The organism is Mycobacterium sp. 852014-50255_SCH5639931, assembly GCF_001665605.1.
Classification (GTDB): domain Bacteria; phylum Actinomycetota; class Actinomycetes; order Mycobacteriales; family Mycobacteriaceae; genus Mycobacterium; species Mycobacterium paraffinicum.
This window is the reverse complement of sequence record NZ_LZSV01000011.1, coordinates 289,866-304,634: the sequence shown is the minus strand read 5'-3', so window position 1 is coordinate 304,634 and position 14,769 is coordinate 289,866. Positions and strand designations below refer to the sequence as shown.

The 14,769-nt window shown below is 67.6% G+C and carries 11 protein-coding genes; 5 read left to right on the top strand and 6 right to left on the bottom strand.

Translation table 11 applies throughout. From position 1 onward, the window contains the following. Positions 1-128 precede the first annotated feature (128 nt). Positions 129-1,160 carry a diacylglycerol acyltransferase/mycolyltransferase Ag85C gene (gene ag85C, locus A5758_RS06940; RefSeq protein ID WP_067738111.1) on the top strand — a complete coding sequence of 344 codons (1,032 nt, stop codon included), beginning with the start codon at positions 129-131 and terminating at the stop codon, positions 1,158-1,160. A 37-nt stretch (positions 1,161-1,197) separates the two neighbouring features. On the opposite strand, the gene A5758_RS06935 is transcribed toward ag85C, so the two are convergent. The 4 genes from A5758_RS06935 to A5758_RS06920 form a co-directional block, all read right to left on the bottom strand. Then, positions 1,198-1,899 (bottom strand): YoaK family protein, encoded by a 702-nt coding sequence (locus tag A5758_RS06935; RefSeq protein WP_067738108.1) that lies wholly within the window; start codon positions 1,897-1,899, stop codon positions 1,198-1,200. A 45-nt stretch (positions 1,900-1,944) separates the two neighbouring features. After that, complete coding sequence (locus A5758_RS06930; RefSeq protein ID WP_067204891.1) at positions 1,945-3,294, bottom strand: maltokinase; 1,350 nt, start codon at positions 3,292-3,294, stop codon at positions 1,945-1,947. Then, positions 3,291-5,075: a maltose alpha-D-glucosyltransferase gene (gene treS / locus A5758_RS06925; RefSeq protein WP_067205040.1), complete on the bottom strand. Its 1,785-nt coding sequence runs from the start codon at positions 5,073-5,075 to the stop codon at positions 3,291-3,293. Before treS ends, A5758_RS06930 begins: the two co-directional genes overlap by 4 nt. 121 nt (positions 5,076-5,196) lie before the next feature. Then, entirely contained in the window at positions 5,197-6,246 is a 1,050-nt protein-coding gene (locus tag A5758_RS06920) for a S1C family serine protease (protein ID WP_067738106.1), read from the bottom strand. Positions 6,247-6,385: 139 nt separating this feature from the next. Between A5758_RS06920 and A5758_RS06915 the strand changes: the two genes are divergently transcribed. Both A5758_RS06915 and A5758_RS06910 read left to right on the top strand, forming a co-directional pair. Then, positions 6,386-6,802 carry a TIGR03668 family PPOX class F420-dependent oxidoreductase gene (locus A5758_RS06915; protein WP_067738103.1) on the top strand — a complete coding sequence of 139 codons (417 nt, stop codon included), beginning with the start codon at positions 6,386-6,388 and terminating at the stop codon, positions 6,800-6,802. A gap of 154 nt (positions 6,803-6,956) precedes the next feature. Continuing rightward, positions 6,957-9,116, top strand: a complete 2,160-nt coding sequence (locus tag A5758_RS06910) for an elongation factor G-like protein EF-G2 (protein WP_067738100.1) — start codon at positions 6,957-6,959, stop codon at positions 9,114-9,116. A 12-nt stretch (positions 9,117-9,128) separates the two neighbouring features. Here A5758_RS06910 and A5758_RS06905 read toward each other — a convergent pair whose 3' ends face one another. Further along, a complete protein-coding gene (locus tag A5758_RS06905; RefSeq protein WP_067738388.1) occupies positions 9,129-10,694 on the bottom strand; it encodes a FadD7 family fatty acid--CoA ligase in 1,566 nt (521 codons plus the stop codon). 251 nt (positions 10,695-10,945) lie between these two features. Here A5758_RS06905 and oxc point away from each other — a divergent pair, with 251 nt between their 5' ends. Then, entirely contained in the window at positions 10,946-12,679 is a 1,734-nt protein-coding gene (gene oxc, locus A5758_RS06900) for an oxalyl-CoA decarboxylase (RefSeq protein WP_067738096.1), read from the top strand. On the opposite strand, the gene A5758_RS06895 is transcribed toward oxc, so the two are convergent. Then, a complete protein-coding gene (locus A5758_RS06895) occupies positions 12,663-13,595 on the bottom strand; it encodes a LysR family transcriptional regulator (RefSeq protein ID WP_067738385.1) in 933 nt (310 codons plus the stop codon). The two genes, oxc and A5758_RS06895, sit on opposite strands and share 17 nt — an antisense overlap. A 333-nt stretch (positions 13,596-13,928) precedes the next feature. Between A5758_RS06895 and A5758_RS06890 the strand changes: the two genes are divergently transcribed. Beyond that, positions 13,929-14,684 carry a L,D-transpeptidase gene (locus A5758_RS06890; RefSeq protein ID WP_067738093.1) on the top strand — a complete coding sequence of 252 codons (756 nt, stop codon included), beginning with the start codon at positions 13,929-13,931 and terminating at the stop codon, positions 14,682-14,684. Positions 14,685-14,769 lie beyond the last annotated feature (85 nt).

The following is a 14,769-nucleotide window of genomic DNA, read 5'->3' as shown; positions in this document are numbered from 1 at the left end:
GTTAACCAACCGCGATGTGAAGCTTCGGCCGTGACAGGCGAAATGAGCCCTCCCCACGTGTTTGACTGCCCAGCGAACAGATTCGACCGCCGCACACGGCAGATGAAAGTTGGGATGGGTAGAGAGCTATGAAGTTCTTCGAAGAGTTGCGGAAGTTGCGTGGCGCCGCGGCGACCATGCCGCGCCAACTGGCGGTCGCGGCTGTGGGGGCTGCCCTGGTGTCTGGGCTCGTCACTGCCGCCGGCGGCGCGGCCACCGCGGGGGCGTTCTCGAAGCCGGGGCTGCCGGTGGAGTACCTGGAGGTGCCGTCACCGTCGATGGGCCGCAACATCAAGGTCCAGTTCGAGGGCGGCGGACCGCACGCGGTGTACCTGCTCGACGGTTTGCGGGCCCAGGACGACTACAACGGCTGGGATATCAACACCCCGGCCTTCGAGGAGTTCTACCAGTCCGGCCTGTCGGTGGTGATGCCGGTCGGAGGCCAGTCCAGCTTCTACAGCAACTGGTACCAGCCGTCGTCGAGCAATGGCCAGAACTACACCTACAAGTGGGAGACGTTCCTGACCCAGGAAATGCCGCTGTGGCTGCAGGCCAACAAGCAGATCTCGCCGGCCGGCAACGCCGTGGTGGGCCTGTCGATGTCCGGCGGCTCCGCCCTGATCCTGGCCTCGTACTACCCGGAGCAGTTCCCCTACGCCGCATCGCTGTCGGGCTTCCTCAACCCCTCCGATGGCTGGTGGCCGACGCTGATCGGCCTGGCGATGAGCGACTCGGGCGGCTACAGCGCCAACAGCATGTGGGGTCCGTCCACCGACCCGGCGTGGAAGCGCAACGACCCGATGGTCCAGATCCCGCGCCTGGTCGCCAACAACACCCGCATCTGGGTGTACTGCGGCAATGGCACACCCAGTGACCTGGGCGGTGACAACATGCCGGCCAAGTTCCTGGAAGGCCTCACGCTGCGCACCAACCAGCAGTTCCAGAACACCTACGCCGCCGCCGGCGGGCGCAACGGGACGTTCAACTTCCCGGCCAACGGGACGCACTCGTGGCCCTACTGGAACCAGCAGTTGGTCGCGATGAAGCCCGACATCCAGCAGGTGCTGCTGGCCAGCAACACCACGGCCCAGCCGGCACAACCGGCGCAGCCGGCCGCCTAACCCCGAACCAGCATCGGCAGTAGCGCACCGGTCAGCGCTACTGCCGATGCTTTTGGGTTCCGTCCAGCAGGGCGCGGCGATCCTGGTGAAAGTACGTATAGCCAGTTGTCAACGCGCACACCGACGAAGCGACCACCAGCATCCACGTCCCATTGACCACTATGCTGATCAAGCCGCCGACCGTGGCGCCCAGGACGAAGCTGGCGAACAGCAGAAAGTAGCCCAGCCAGTCGGCCACCGTTCCACCGGCGATGTGACGTTCGATGCCCTGGCCCATCTTGACCAGCGTTCCGGTCACGTAGCTCAGCGGAACCGACACCTCGCCGTCTTTGACGAATGACGTGTTCAATGTGCCAATGCCGAACGCCACCAACGTGATCGGCGCGAAGTCAAGAAAATTCTCTTCCCATCCTTCGTCGAAGACGTCCACCACGGTCGCGGCGATCAGGCTCAAGGTGGTGAGCACTGTCGGGCCGTGGGGGTGCGCCACCCAGAAATGCCGCCGGCACACCGATGCGACGACTACGCCCCCGACGAAGCACACGATCAGCAGTCCCGCGCTGACGGAGAGCAAGACATCGCCCCGGAAGTATCCGAGCGCGGCGCGCTGGGCATTTCCGGTCATGAAGGTCACGAAGTATCCGGCGGAGTGTGTGAAAGCCGTGGCCCCCAACACACCGGCCAGCGCTGCCAGCACCCAGGACAGCCGCGCCTCGCTGTCAAAGATCTCCTTCGTCACACGGACATGGTTCCAGAAGCCCGTGTCACTCGCAGATCAGAGTTGCTATGAGGCGGTGAGCCGGGCAATGGAGCGCAGCGGGATCGGCAGCCAACCGGGCCGGTGCCGCGCCTCGTAGCCGGCCTCATAAACGGCCTTGTCCAGCTCGTAGGCGGCCAGCAGCTCGGCTGAATCGCGCGGGTCGGTGCCCGACGCGGCGGCGTAGCCCTCGCAGAACGCGGTCCGGTTGCGCTCGACCCACTCCCGGGCGCGGGCCGCCAGTTGCTTGTCGGCCGCCTGGTCCACCAGCGGTCCGTACGCGGCGTATTCGAAGGACCGCAGCACGCCTGCCACGTCGCGCAGCGGTGAGTCCGGCGCCCGGCGCTCGTCGAGCGGCTGCCCCGGTTCGCCCTCGAAGTCGATGAGCAACCAGCTTTCGGGCGTGCGCAGCACCTGCCCGAGGTGCAGGTCCCCGTGTACCCGCTGGACGGTGATCGCCTGGCCGGCGAGTTTGGCGAATCGCTCCTCGATGGTTGCCGCGTGCTCCTGCAGCTCGGGCACCTTCGCCACGGTCGACGACAGGCGCCCCAGCACGGTGTCGACCGGGAAGGCCGACTGCGCCGTTCCGAGGAACTCGGCCAGCGTGGCGTGCACGGACGCCACGGCCTCGCCGAGCCGGCAGGATTCGCCGGCGAAGTCACCACCGACTTCGTGGGCATACAGGTCACCTTCCGCGAACAGGTCGCGAACGCTGGCGGTGGCCATCGCCCACCCTTCGGCGGCGTTGGATGCGAACTCCGTCACCATGCCGAGCGGCCACGCCTCATCGGCCGTTCCGTCCGGGGCGGCCATGTCGTAGGTGCCGAGCAGCCGGGCCACGTGCGGGTTACCCGCGCGGCCCAGCACCCGGTTCAGTTCGATGTCCGGGTTGATGCCGCTGCTGACGCGGCGGAACGCCTTGAAGATCGCGTCGCGATCGAAGATCACGCTGGTATTGCTCTGTTCGGCGTCGGAGACGTGCGGCATCGCCTCCAGCGGCAGCACCGCGTCGGGTTCCTTGACGAACCTCACTTCGGTGCCCGACGCGGTTCGAACGTCCGACGAATCGATCAAAGACAGCAGGAACTGCGGCGCCTCGGTGTCGTACAGGCCGTCAAAACCGGTGCGGTCACCGGCCGCACCGATGGTGGCCACGGTGCTGTACTCGGAGACCGGCGCGATATCCCACCGCACGATCACCTGGTAACGCTCGGACGAGCCGTCGGCGTACTGGGCGTCGACCAGTACCAGGTCGAGGTCCTCCCGCAGCGGGACGACCACGGCGGCCTCGGCGGAGGTCAGTTCTCGATTGCGCCCGGCGTACCACCGTTGCTGTGGGAGCCAGTCCGACCAGGGCAACTTGGCTGGCTCAGTCATGTGCGCCGCTCCTCTTCATCCCCACATGCGGTCAGCTGGAACCAGTAGAACCCGTGCCCAGGCAACGTCAGCAGGTAGGGCAGGTGCCCGATCCGCGGAAATTCGACGTGCCCGGTCAGTTCCACCGGCGTGCAACCGCTCCAGTGCTGCAGATTCAGTTCGATCGGCTGAGGGAACCGCGACAGGTTGTTGACGCACAACACCGTGTCGCCCCCGTCGGGCGCCTGGCGCACGAACGCCAGCACCGACGGGTTGGAGCCCCCCAGCTCCTCGAATGTGCCGATCGCGAAAGCCTCGTGGCGGCGCCGCACTGCCAACATCACGCGGGTGAAGTTCAGCAGCGACGTGGACGTGTCGCGTTGGGCCTCCACGTTGACGGCCTGATAGCCATAGACCGAGTCCTGGCTGGCCGGCAGGTAGAGCCGGCCCGGGTTGGCCTTGGAGAACCCGGCGTTGCGGTCCGGTGTCCACTGCATCGGGGTGCGCACGCCGTCGCGATCACCCAACCAGATGACGTCGCCCATGCCGATCTCGTCGCCGTAGTACAGCACCGGCGAGCCGGGCAGCGACAGGAGCAGCGCGGTGAACAGCTCGATCTGGTTGCGGTCGTTGTCGAGCAGCGGCGCCAGCCGGCGCCGGATTCCGACGTTCGCCTTCATCCGAGGATCCTTGGCGTACTCGGAGTACATGTAGTCACGTTCCTCGTCCGTGACCATCTCCAGCGTCAACTCGTCGTGGTTACGCAGGAAGATTCCCCATTGCGCCATGTCGGGGATTTCCGGCGTCTGCGCCAGGATCTCCGAGATCGGAATCCGCGACTCCCGGCGAACCGCCATGAAAATGCGCGGCATCAGCGGGAAGTGGAACGCCATGTGGCATTCGTCGCCGCCGGTGCTGGTGTCGCCGAAGTACTCGACCACGTCGGCCGGCCACTGGTTGGCCTCGGCCAGCAGCACGCGGCCCGGGAACTCGTCGTCGATGACCTTACGGACGCGCCTGAGGAAGGCGTGCGTCTCGGGCAGGTTCTCGCAGTTGGTGCCCTCCCGTTCGAACAGGTAGGGCACCGCGTCCAGGCGGAACCCGTCGATGCCCAGGCCGAGCCAGAAGCGCAGGACGTCGATCATGGCTTCCTGTACGGCCGGGTTCTCGTAGTTCAGGTCCGGCTGATGCGAGAAGAACCGGTGCCAGTAGAACTGTTTGCGCACCGGGTCGAAGGTCCAGTTGGACTCCTCGGTGTCGACGAAGATGATCCGGGCATCGGTGTACTTCTCGCTGGTGTCGCTCCACACGTAGAAGTCGCCGTACGGGCCGTCCGGGTCGTGCCGCGACTCCTGGAACCAGGGGTGCGAATCCGAGGTGTGGTTCATGACCAGGTCGGTGATGACCCGGATGCCCCGCTCGTGCGCGGCGTTGAGCAGCGCGACGAAATCCTCGACCGTGCCGAACTCGGGCAGCACCTTGTAAAAGTCCCGGATGTCGTAACCACCATCACGCAGCGGCGAGTCGTAGAACGGCGGCAGCCAGATGCAGTCGATGCCCAGCCACTGCAGGTAGTCCAGGCGCCCCAGGAGTCCGCGCAGGTCGCCCGACCCGTCCGCATTGGCGTCGAAGAACGCCCGCACCAGCACCTCGTAGAAAACGGCGTGCTTGAACCATGTCGGGTCGGTGGGCAGCGCGGCGGCATTGTCGAAGTCATAGGACTCGGGGTGCTCGACGACACCGTCCTGGACGTGACTGCCCCCTCCGGGATGGTGCTCGACAGCTTCTCGTGCGTCGTTCATCAAATCCACGATGCCACGGGTACCCGAGGCGCGACATTCGGAATCACGCCCACTGACATGCGACGAAAAACACTCGGCGCCAAGAGAATTGGCCGCCCACCGGGCCTCGTCGACATGGGGATCAGGCCGGAGGTCCGTCCGCCAGCGTCACGTTCGTGGTGCGGTCGCCGCCGCCGGCGGAGCGGTAGCGCACCGTGATGTTGTCGCCGGGGTGGTGCGGGACGAGCACCTCGGTCATCGACGTGGCCCCCGTGATCACGACGTTGTCAACCCCGGTGATGACGTCGCCGGGGGAAATCCCGGCCGCCGCCGCGGGGCCGCCGGTGACCACGCGCTCGACGCGCGCGCCGTTGCCGTTGCTGTCGGTCACACCCAGCCCGAGGAACGCGGTCGGGCCGATGTGCACGGTGTTCGAGCCGGCGCCCGACCTGATCTGCCCCGCCACGCCCATCGCCCTGCCGATCGGGATGGCGAAGCCCTGCCCGCCGCCCGACATCTTGTAGTTATCGGTGGCGGCGGTGTTCACACCGACTACCTGCCCGGCGTTGTTGACCAGCGGACCGCCGGAGTCGCCGGGGCGGATCGGTGTGTCGGCCTGGATCAGCCCACCCAGCGACTCGTTGGCGCCGGTCAGCGTGTCGGTCGCCGACACGGACTGGTTCAGCGCGATGACCTTGCCGGACACCGCGCTGGGCGTTCCGCCCTGGCCGCCGGCGTTGCCCATCGCGACGACCGGCTCGCCCACCGTCACGCCGCCGCCGATCGCGGCGGTCGGAAGGCCGGCCCCGCCGCGGAGTTGCAGCACCGCGATGTCCTGGGTGCGGTCATAACCGACCACGTCGACGGCGTATGTCTGCCCGTCGCCGACGTCGAACGCGCTGATATCGGTCGCGCCGGAGATCACGTGATTGTTGGTCAGCACGACGCCGTTGGGGTCGATGACAATGCCGGTTCCGGCGCCCACCGCGTTGTTGTAGCCGAACTTGGTGCTGATGTTGACCACCTGCGGCCCCACCTGGCCGACCAATGCCGCCGGGTCGAGGGGCGCCTGCGGCTGGGTGAATGGCGCTGCGACCGCCGGCACGGTGCCCAGACCGAGGCCCAATCCGACCACAGCCAGCACGCTGACCAACCATGACCACGAGACCGAGCGGTGGTGCGATTTGCTCATCCGTCACCCTTCCTGCTTTGCGGTAACACCGAACTGTCCCGGCCTTGCGGTTCTGGGCGGCACAATGATGTGTATATAACCGTAATGCAGGTAGCTATTCATGGCAGTGGCAAGGTTCCGATCCGCCTAGGCTGACACGGTGGGCGAATTCGACCCCAAGGCCAGCTTCACCCGATCCCCGGTGGCCCGGCTGGCCACGATCGCGCCCGACGGCTTCCCCCACCTGGTGCCGGTGGTATTCGCGGTCGCTGATGACGCTCCCGACGTGGTGTACACCGCCGTCGACGCGAAGCCCAAGACGACGCGGCGGCTGCGACGACTGGCCAACATTGAAGAGAACCCCCACGTGAGCCTGCTCGTCGACCATTACGCCGACGATTGGACGCGGCTGTGGTGGGTGCGGGTCGACGGCACCGCCAGCATCCATGCCGACGGAGCGGCGATGGAGTCCGCATGCCGGCTGCTGCGCGCCAAATACCCTCAGTACCAATCCGTTCCGTTGGACGGGCCGGTGATCGCGATCGCGGTGCGCCGCTGGTCGAGCTGGCACGCCTGACGGCCGACACTCCCTTCCCGGCCCGGCCGGCGCAAATGTGGCCCGCCCGTGGCCTTGTGTTGGGCCGCGGTTGGGGGAAAAGTTGCCTCTAGACCCTGTGAGCCAGGACACACCACGCTGGACGCACCCACCGGGGGAGAACTGGAGGAAGGACATGGCGGACAAGGCGAATGCCTCCCAGGGAGCGGCGGCCGCCCCCACCGCGAACGGTCCCGGCAATGTGCGCAACATCGTCCTCGTCGGGCCCTCGGGTGGCGGCAAGACCACCCTGGTCGAGGCGCTGTTGGTCGCCGGCGGGGTGCTGAACAGAGCGGGTTCCGTCACCGACGGCAGCACGGTATGCGACTACGACGACGCCGAGATCCGCCAGCAGCGGTCCGTCGGCGTTGCCGTCGCCTCCCTCGCGCACGACGGCATCAAGATCAATCTGGTCGACACCCCGGGATACGCCGATTTCGTCGGCGAGTTGCGGGCCGGCTTACGCGCCGCGGACTGCGCGCTGTTCGTGATCGCGGCCAACGAGGGCGTCGACGAACCCACCAAATCGCTGTGGCAGGAATGCGATCAGGTCGGCATGCCCCGCGCCGTGGTGATCACCAAGCTCGACCACGCCCGGGCGAACTACTCCGAGGCGTTGGCCGCCGCGCAGAACGCGTTCGGCGACAAGGTGTTACCGCTGTACCTGCCGACCGGCCTGCCGTCTTGCGAAGGCTTGATCGGGTTACTGTCGCAGACCCGCTACCAATACGCCGACGGCAAGCGGACCATGCAACCGCCCGATCCCTCCGACGCGGAGAAGATCGAGGAGGCGCGCGGGACCCTCATCGAAGGCATCATCGAGGAATCCGAGGACGAATCGCTGATGGATCGCTACCTCGGCGGTGAGTCCATCGACGAGGCGGTGCTCATCGAGGACCTGGAGCGGGCCGTCGCCCGGGGGTCGTTCTTCCCGGTGATCCCCGTATGCAGCAGCACCGGCGTCGGCACCCTGGAACTGCTGGAGGTCGCCACGCGCGGATTCCCGTCCCCGATGGAACACCCACTCCCGGAGGTGTTTACGCCGCAGGGCGCCCCGCACGCGACGCTGACCTGCGACGCGGACGCACCCCTGCTCGCGGAGGTGGTGAAGACGACGTCGGACCCCTACGTCGGAAGGGTCAGCCTGGTCCGGGTGTTTTCCGGGACCATCAGGCCCGACACGACGGTTCATGTGTCGGGCCATTTTGCGTCGTTCTTCGGGGCGGTCAACGGGAACGGCAGCACGCACCCCGACCACGACGAAGACGAGCGCGTCGGAGTCCTGTCCTTCCCGCTCGGCAAGCAGCAGCGCCCGGCACCGGCCGTGGTGGCGGGTGACATCTGCGCCATCGGCAAGCTGAGCCGGGCCGAAACCGGCGACACGCTCTCGGACAAGGCGGAGCCGCTCGTGCTGAAACCGTGGACGATGCCCGAACCCCTGCTGCCGGTGGCGATCCAGGCGCACGCCAAGACCGACGAGGACAAGCTGTCGGTCGGGCTGGGACGGCTGGCCGCCGAGGACCCGACATTGCGGATCGAGCAGCACCAGGAGACCCACCAAATCGTGTTGTGGTGCATGGGCGAAGCCCACGCCGGTGTGGTCCTCGACGCGCTGGCCAACCGGTACGGCGTCACGGTCGACACCGTCGAGCTCCGGGTTCCGCTGCGAGAAACGTTCAGCGGCAAGGCAAAAGGCCATGGCCGCCACGTCAAGCAGTCGGGCGGCCACGGTCAATACGCGGTGTGCGACATCGAAGTGGAGCCGCTGCCCGGGGGCTCCGGATTCGAATTCCTCGACAGGGTGGTCGGCGGGGCGGTGCCGCGGCAATTCATCCCGAGCGTGGAGAAGGGCGTTCGCGCGCAGATGGAGAAGGGCGTGCACGCCGGTTACCCGGTGGTCGACATTCGGGTCACACTGCTCGACGGCAAGGCACACAGCGTCGACTCCTCGGATTTCGCGTTCCAGATGGCGGGCTCCCTGGCGCTGCGCGAGGCGGCCGCGGCGACCAAGGTGAGCCTGCTCGAGCCCATCGATGAGATCTCGGTGCTGGTGCCCGACGATTTCGTGGGTGCGGTGATGGGCGACCTGTCGGGCCGTCGCGGTCGCGTGCTCGGTACCGAGACCGCCGACCACGAACGCACCTTGGTCAAAGCCGAGGTGCCGCAGGTGGAGTTGACGCGCTACGCGATCGACTTGCGCTCACTTGCCCACGGGGCGGCGTCGTTCACCCGGACCTTCGCCCGCTACGAACCGATGCCGGAAACCGCGGCCACTCGGGTGAAGGCCACCGTCTGAACGGATAAGTCGCTACGCCCCGAATCGCTGGGCGACGGCGCGGCGATCCAGTGATCCTTTAGCGGTGTGCGGCAGCTCCGCCGCCTGCCGGAAGCTGCCCGGTACCTCGAAGGGGGCCAGCCGGTCGCGGGCGAAGGCGGCGAGTTCGTCCGCGGTCGGTGCGGCCGGTCCGCGGGGAACGATCACCGCCGCCACCGTCTCGCCGTACAGCTTGTCGGGCATCCCGAAGACGGCCACCTCCAGCACGCCGGGGTGGCTGCCCAGCACGCCCTCGACGCGTTCCGGGGAGATCTTCTCTCCACCCCGGTTGATGAGCTCCTTGATCCGCCCACGGATGATCAGTTCGCCCGCCGCCGACAGCGTTCCCAGGTCACCGGTGCGCAACCACCCGTCGGTGAAATTGGCTGCGGTGATCGCCGGGTCGCCGAGGTAGCCCCGGACCACGGTGGGTCCGTGCAGCCACACCTCACCGACCTCTCCCATGGGCATGGGCCGGCCGTCGGGCCCGACGATGCTGATTTCCGGCCCGGTCGAGCGGCCGACGAGACCCGGTGTGGCAGCAGGGTTTTCGGTGTGGCCGATTTCGGTAGTGGCGACCTGGTGGGTGGCTTCGGTCATGCCGAAGGCGCACACCACGGGGGCCGAGAACGTGTCCTGCAGTGCCTGCGCCGTCTCGGCGGTGAGGGGGGCGCTGCAGCTGCGGATGAACCGCAGTCCGGCGTCGCCCGGTCGGTCGGTTTCGGCCCGCTCCAACAGGATCTGGTGAATCGTCGGGACCGCCGTGTACCAGGTGGCGCGGACGGCGCCGACGTCGTCCCAGAAGGTGTGGGCCGAGAACCGTCCCCGCGCGGGCAGCAACACCGCTCCCCCGGACACCAGGGTCCCCAGCAGCGCGGCGAGTAGCCCGTGCCCGTGGTAGAGCGGCATCACCGCCACCGTGGCGTCCCTGGGGCCGAGCCCGTAACCGGCGATGATGGCCCGCACCGAGGCGGCGATGTTGCCGCGAGTCCAGGGGACCATCTTCGGCACCCCGGTGGTGCCGCCGGTGAACATGATCACGGCGTCGTCGTCGCGCAGCCCCTCCGGCGTCGAAAAGTGTTGTGCGGGAGCCCCGGTCACGTCCAAGCGCACCGTTGGGGCGCCGACCGTCACCGCGAGTGGCCACCACGGCAGGCCCGGTTCTCCCTGATCGACGGGCGCTTCGCCGTCGATGAGCACCGCCCGGGCGCCCACCGCCTCGCTGCGGGCGCGCTGTTCGCCGACGGGAAGGGCCGGGTCCAGCGGGACCGCGACCAGGTCGGCCCGCGAGGCCGCCAACAGTCCGACGACGAATTCCGCGTTGCTCCCGGAGCGCAGCGCGACGCGATCGCCGGGCCGCAGCCCGGCCCGCTTCAGCTGCGCGGCCAGGTCGTCCACCAGCCGGAGCAGATCGTGGTAGCTGACCGGTACCCGGTCGGAGGTGGCGACCAACGCGGGCACCCCTGGAGAGCGGCGTGCCGCCTCCTCGACCAGATCGGCGATGCGTGGGCCCGGCATCTCCGCCGTGGCATGGCCGCCGATGATCGCCTCAGATTTCATCGCCGCGCTCCTTCTGTCTTCGTCGTCCACCTGCTCGAACCATGCCGGGTGGCCGTCCGGCGCGTCCAATATCGATTCACTCACGACCGATAACCGTTGGCTATCGACGTCGCGGAACCCGGTTGGCCAGCGCCGATAGACGGCGTGAATCGCGGCATAGCGGCTTGGTCTTGGACACCCGCGGGGCGGCCGCGCCAGAGTATGGGCTGAGGCTCTACTTCACCTCCGACCACACACGAGGAGTCGGCACCATGACCGCAGTTTCGGCGTCTCCCGGCCAGGAGCACGAGTCCACGCGCTTGATCGACGGCTTCCACCTGGTGGTGGAAGCGCTCAAGGCCAACGACGTGGACACCATCTACGGGATCGTCGGCATCCCGATCACCGACCTCGCCCGCGTCGCGCAGGCGTCCGGAATCCGCTACATCGGTTTCCGGCAGGAGACGTCGGCCGGCAACGCCGCCGCCGCCGCCGGATTCCTGACCCGCCGACCCGGCGTGTGCCTTACGACATCGGGGCCCGGTTTCCTCAACGGGTTGCCGGCGCTCGCCAACGCCACGGCGAACTGCTTCCCGATGATCCAGATCTCGGGCTCCAGCAACCGGGCGCTGGTCGATTTGCAACGCGGTGATTACCAGGACATCGACCAGCTCAACGCCGCACGGCCCTTCGCAAAGGCGGCCTATCGGATCAGCCGGGTCGAGGACATCGGGCGCGGCGTCGCGCGTGCCATCCGCACCGCGATCTCCGGCCGTCCCGGTGGCGTTTACCTCGACATCCCCGGCGACGTGTTGGGGCAAGCCATGGACGCGGTGGCCGGTGCGGAGACGGTCTGGCGGATCGTCGACCCCGCGCCCCGGCAGCTGCCGGCGCCCGACGCGGTCGAGCGCGCGCTGCGAGTGCTGGCGAAGGCGCGGCGACCCTTGATCGTGCTCGGCAAGGGTGCGGCATATGCCCAGGTCGACAACGTGATTCGCGAGTTTGTCGAGGCCAGCGGCATTCCTTTCCTGCCCATGTCGATGGCCAAGGGTCTGCTCCCGGACTCCCACCCGCAGTCCGCCGCGGCCGCACGCTCGCTCGCGGTCGCGCGCGCGGACGTCGTGTTGCTGGTCGGCGCCCGGCTGAACTGGCTACTCGGCCACGGGGACTCGCCGCAATGGTCCGCCGGCGCCAAGTTCGTCCAGGTCGATATCGCCCCGTCGGAGTTCGACAGCAACCAGCCTATCGCCGCGCCACTGGTCGGCGACATCGGCTCGGTGATGTCGGCGCTGCGTGACGGCCTGGTCGCCCACCCCCTCACGGTGCCCGCCGAATGGACCAGTGAGCTGGCCGAGCGCACCGTACGCAACGACGCCAAGATGCGCGAACGCCTGACCGAAAACCCCCATCCCATGCGCTTTTACAACGCGCTGGGCGCGATCCGCGCTGTGCTGCAGGAAAACCCGGACGCTTACGTGGTCAACGAGGGAGCCAACGCGCTGGACCTGGCCCGCAACGTCATCGGCATGGAGGTGCCGCGGCACCGGCTCGACACGGGAACATGGGGCGTCATGGGCATCGGTATGGGCTACGCCATCGCGGCCGCCGTCGAAACCGGTGACCCCGTGGTCGCGATCGAGGGTGATAGTGCTTTCGGCTTCAGCGGAATGGAAATCGAGACCATTTGCCGCTACCGGCTTCCGGTGACCGTCGTCATTCTCAACAACGGCGGCGTCTACCGCGGCGACGAAGCAGCGCAGGGATCGGATCCGGCGCCCACCGTCCTTAACGCGCGGGCCCATCACGAGTTACTCGCGGAAGCCTTCGGCGGCAAGGGATATCACGTCATCACCCCGGCGGAGCTGCAGTCGGCGCTGTCCGAGTCGATCGGCTCCCGGACGCCGTCGATCATCGACTGCGAGCTCGACCGGGCGGCCGGGGTGGAAAGCGGGCATCTGGCGAGCCTGAACCCGACCAGCGCGGTAGCGGTCAGCGCCCGTGCGTGATTCGCGATAACTGCGCGTCGAAGAACTCGTTCAGCGACAGCTGAGCCGCGGAGGTGGCGAGCGCGCGGGCGATGGGCGACCCCGGGCCGGCGGAACTGGTGGCCAGCGCGACGTCGGCCTTGAGCACCGGGTCGACCATCTCCACCGCGCGGACTTCCCGCCCCAGCGGCGAGGTCCACAACCAGGTGTGCGGCACGATGCATGCCCAGTTCCCCGCGGCGACCTGCGCGAACAGCGAAGCAACGGAGTCGGTTTCGACCTGCGGGGCCACTTCGATGGCGTGGTCGGCGAAGGCCTTGTCGATGATCTGGCGGTCCCGCATCTCGGGCGTGAGCAACGCCAGCGGCAACTGCGCGGCCTCCGGCCAGGTCATCGTCGAGCCGGCGGATCCCAGCATGTCCGCGGGCGACAACAACACATAGTGCTCCTCATACAGCGGCACCAGGTGCACGTCGTGGGCCTCGTCGGGCGCCGCGTGCACGATCGCGGCGTCCAGTTCGAATTCGCGTAGCCGCCGGTACAGTTCGGTGCCGGACAGCCGGGAAAGGATGTGTACCTTTGCCAACGGGTGCGCCGAACAGAACGCCGAGAGCACCAGGGAGGCGGTCGTCGAGGCGGTGGGGACCGTGCCCAGCCGCAGCATGCCGGTGATGCCCGACCGGACGGCATGCACCTCGGACTTGAAGGCGTCGTGCTCGGCCAGAATCCGCTTGGCCCACACCACCAACCGCTCACCCTCAGGCGTGAGACCCTGGAAGCTGTGCCCGCGATTGATCAGCGTGACGTTCAGTTCCCGTTCCAGCTTGGCGATCGCGGCGGACAGCGCGGGTTGGGATACATAGCACTTCTCGGCAGCACGAGCGAAGTGGCGCTCCTGCGCGACCGCGACGAAGTACTCCAGCTGACGGAAGAGCACCCGCACCTCCTCTGCCCCCGGATTGTTGCTGAGGCTAACGCGTCGCCGGCGCGCCGGCCAATCCGGAGCCTCGATGCGCGACCGACATGCCATCGCGGATCGCCCGCGGCCGCCAAAGCGCCTGTGCGGGCATCGAACCGCCGGCAAGGCGCTGGTGATCGCGCCCGTCCGGCGCAATTCGGCGCCGGCTTCGCAACACCGTCGAACCGAAACGGCGGCCGGATCGTTATCGTGGCGACCGGCGCACCCGCAAAAGTTTGCTGAAAGCGGCAGTGCGGGAGCAGCCGGTAGAATACAGTCGTGTTAATCGCACCATCTCGAAGGGCGGGCGCTATGCGTCGAGGTGTTCGTTATCTATTTGTTATGGTCGCGATCACGGCGTTGGGTTTGATCGGACCGATCGGCCGCAGCCACGCGTCCGTCCCGGTACCGCCGCCCGCCCCGGCGGTTGCCTCGGTTTTGCCGGCTGACGGCTCGGTCGTGGGCGTGGCGCACCCGGTCGTGGTGACGTTCACCGCGCCGATCAGGGATCGAGACGCCGCCGAGCGGTCCATCCACGTCATGTCACCGAGCAACACGCCCGGACACTTCGAGTGGGTAGAGAACAACGTCGTGCAGTGGGTTCCGAACCAGTACTGGCCCGCCCACACCCACGTCTCGGTGGGCATTCAGGCCCTGACCACGGGATTCGACACCGGTGACGCGTTACTCGGTGTCGCCAGCATCTCCGCGCACACCTTCACCGTCAGCCGGAACGGAGAAGTGCTGCGCACCATGCCGGCGTCGATGGGCAAGCCCAGCCGGCCCACACCGATCGGCAGCTTCACCGCCCTGGAAAAGCAGCGCACCGTGGTCATGGACTCACGGACCATCGGCATCCCGCTCAGCTCGCCCGAGGGGTACAAGATCACCGCCAGTTATGCGGTTCGCGTCACCTGGAGCGGCGTCTACGTGCACTCGGCCCCCTGGTCGGTTGACTCACAGGGTTACGCCAACGTGAGCCATGGCTGCATCAACCTCAGCCCTGATAACGCCGCCTGGTATTTCAACCAGGTGAACGTGGGCGACCCCATCCAGGTCGTGGCATAGGGGCGCTGCCCGCACCCCTCCGCTCGCTGGTGTGACAACCGTCACAACCATTGAACGGAAGACTGGCCCGTACCGGTGGGTTCCC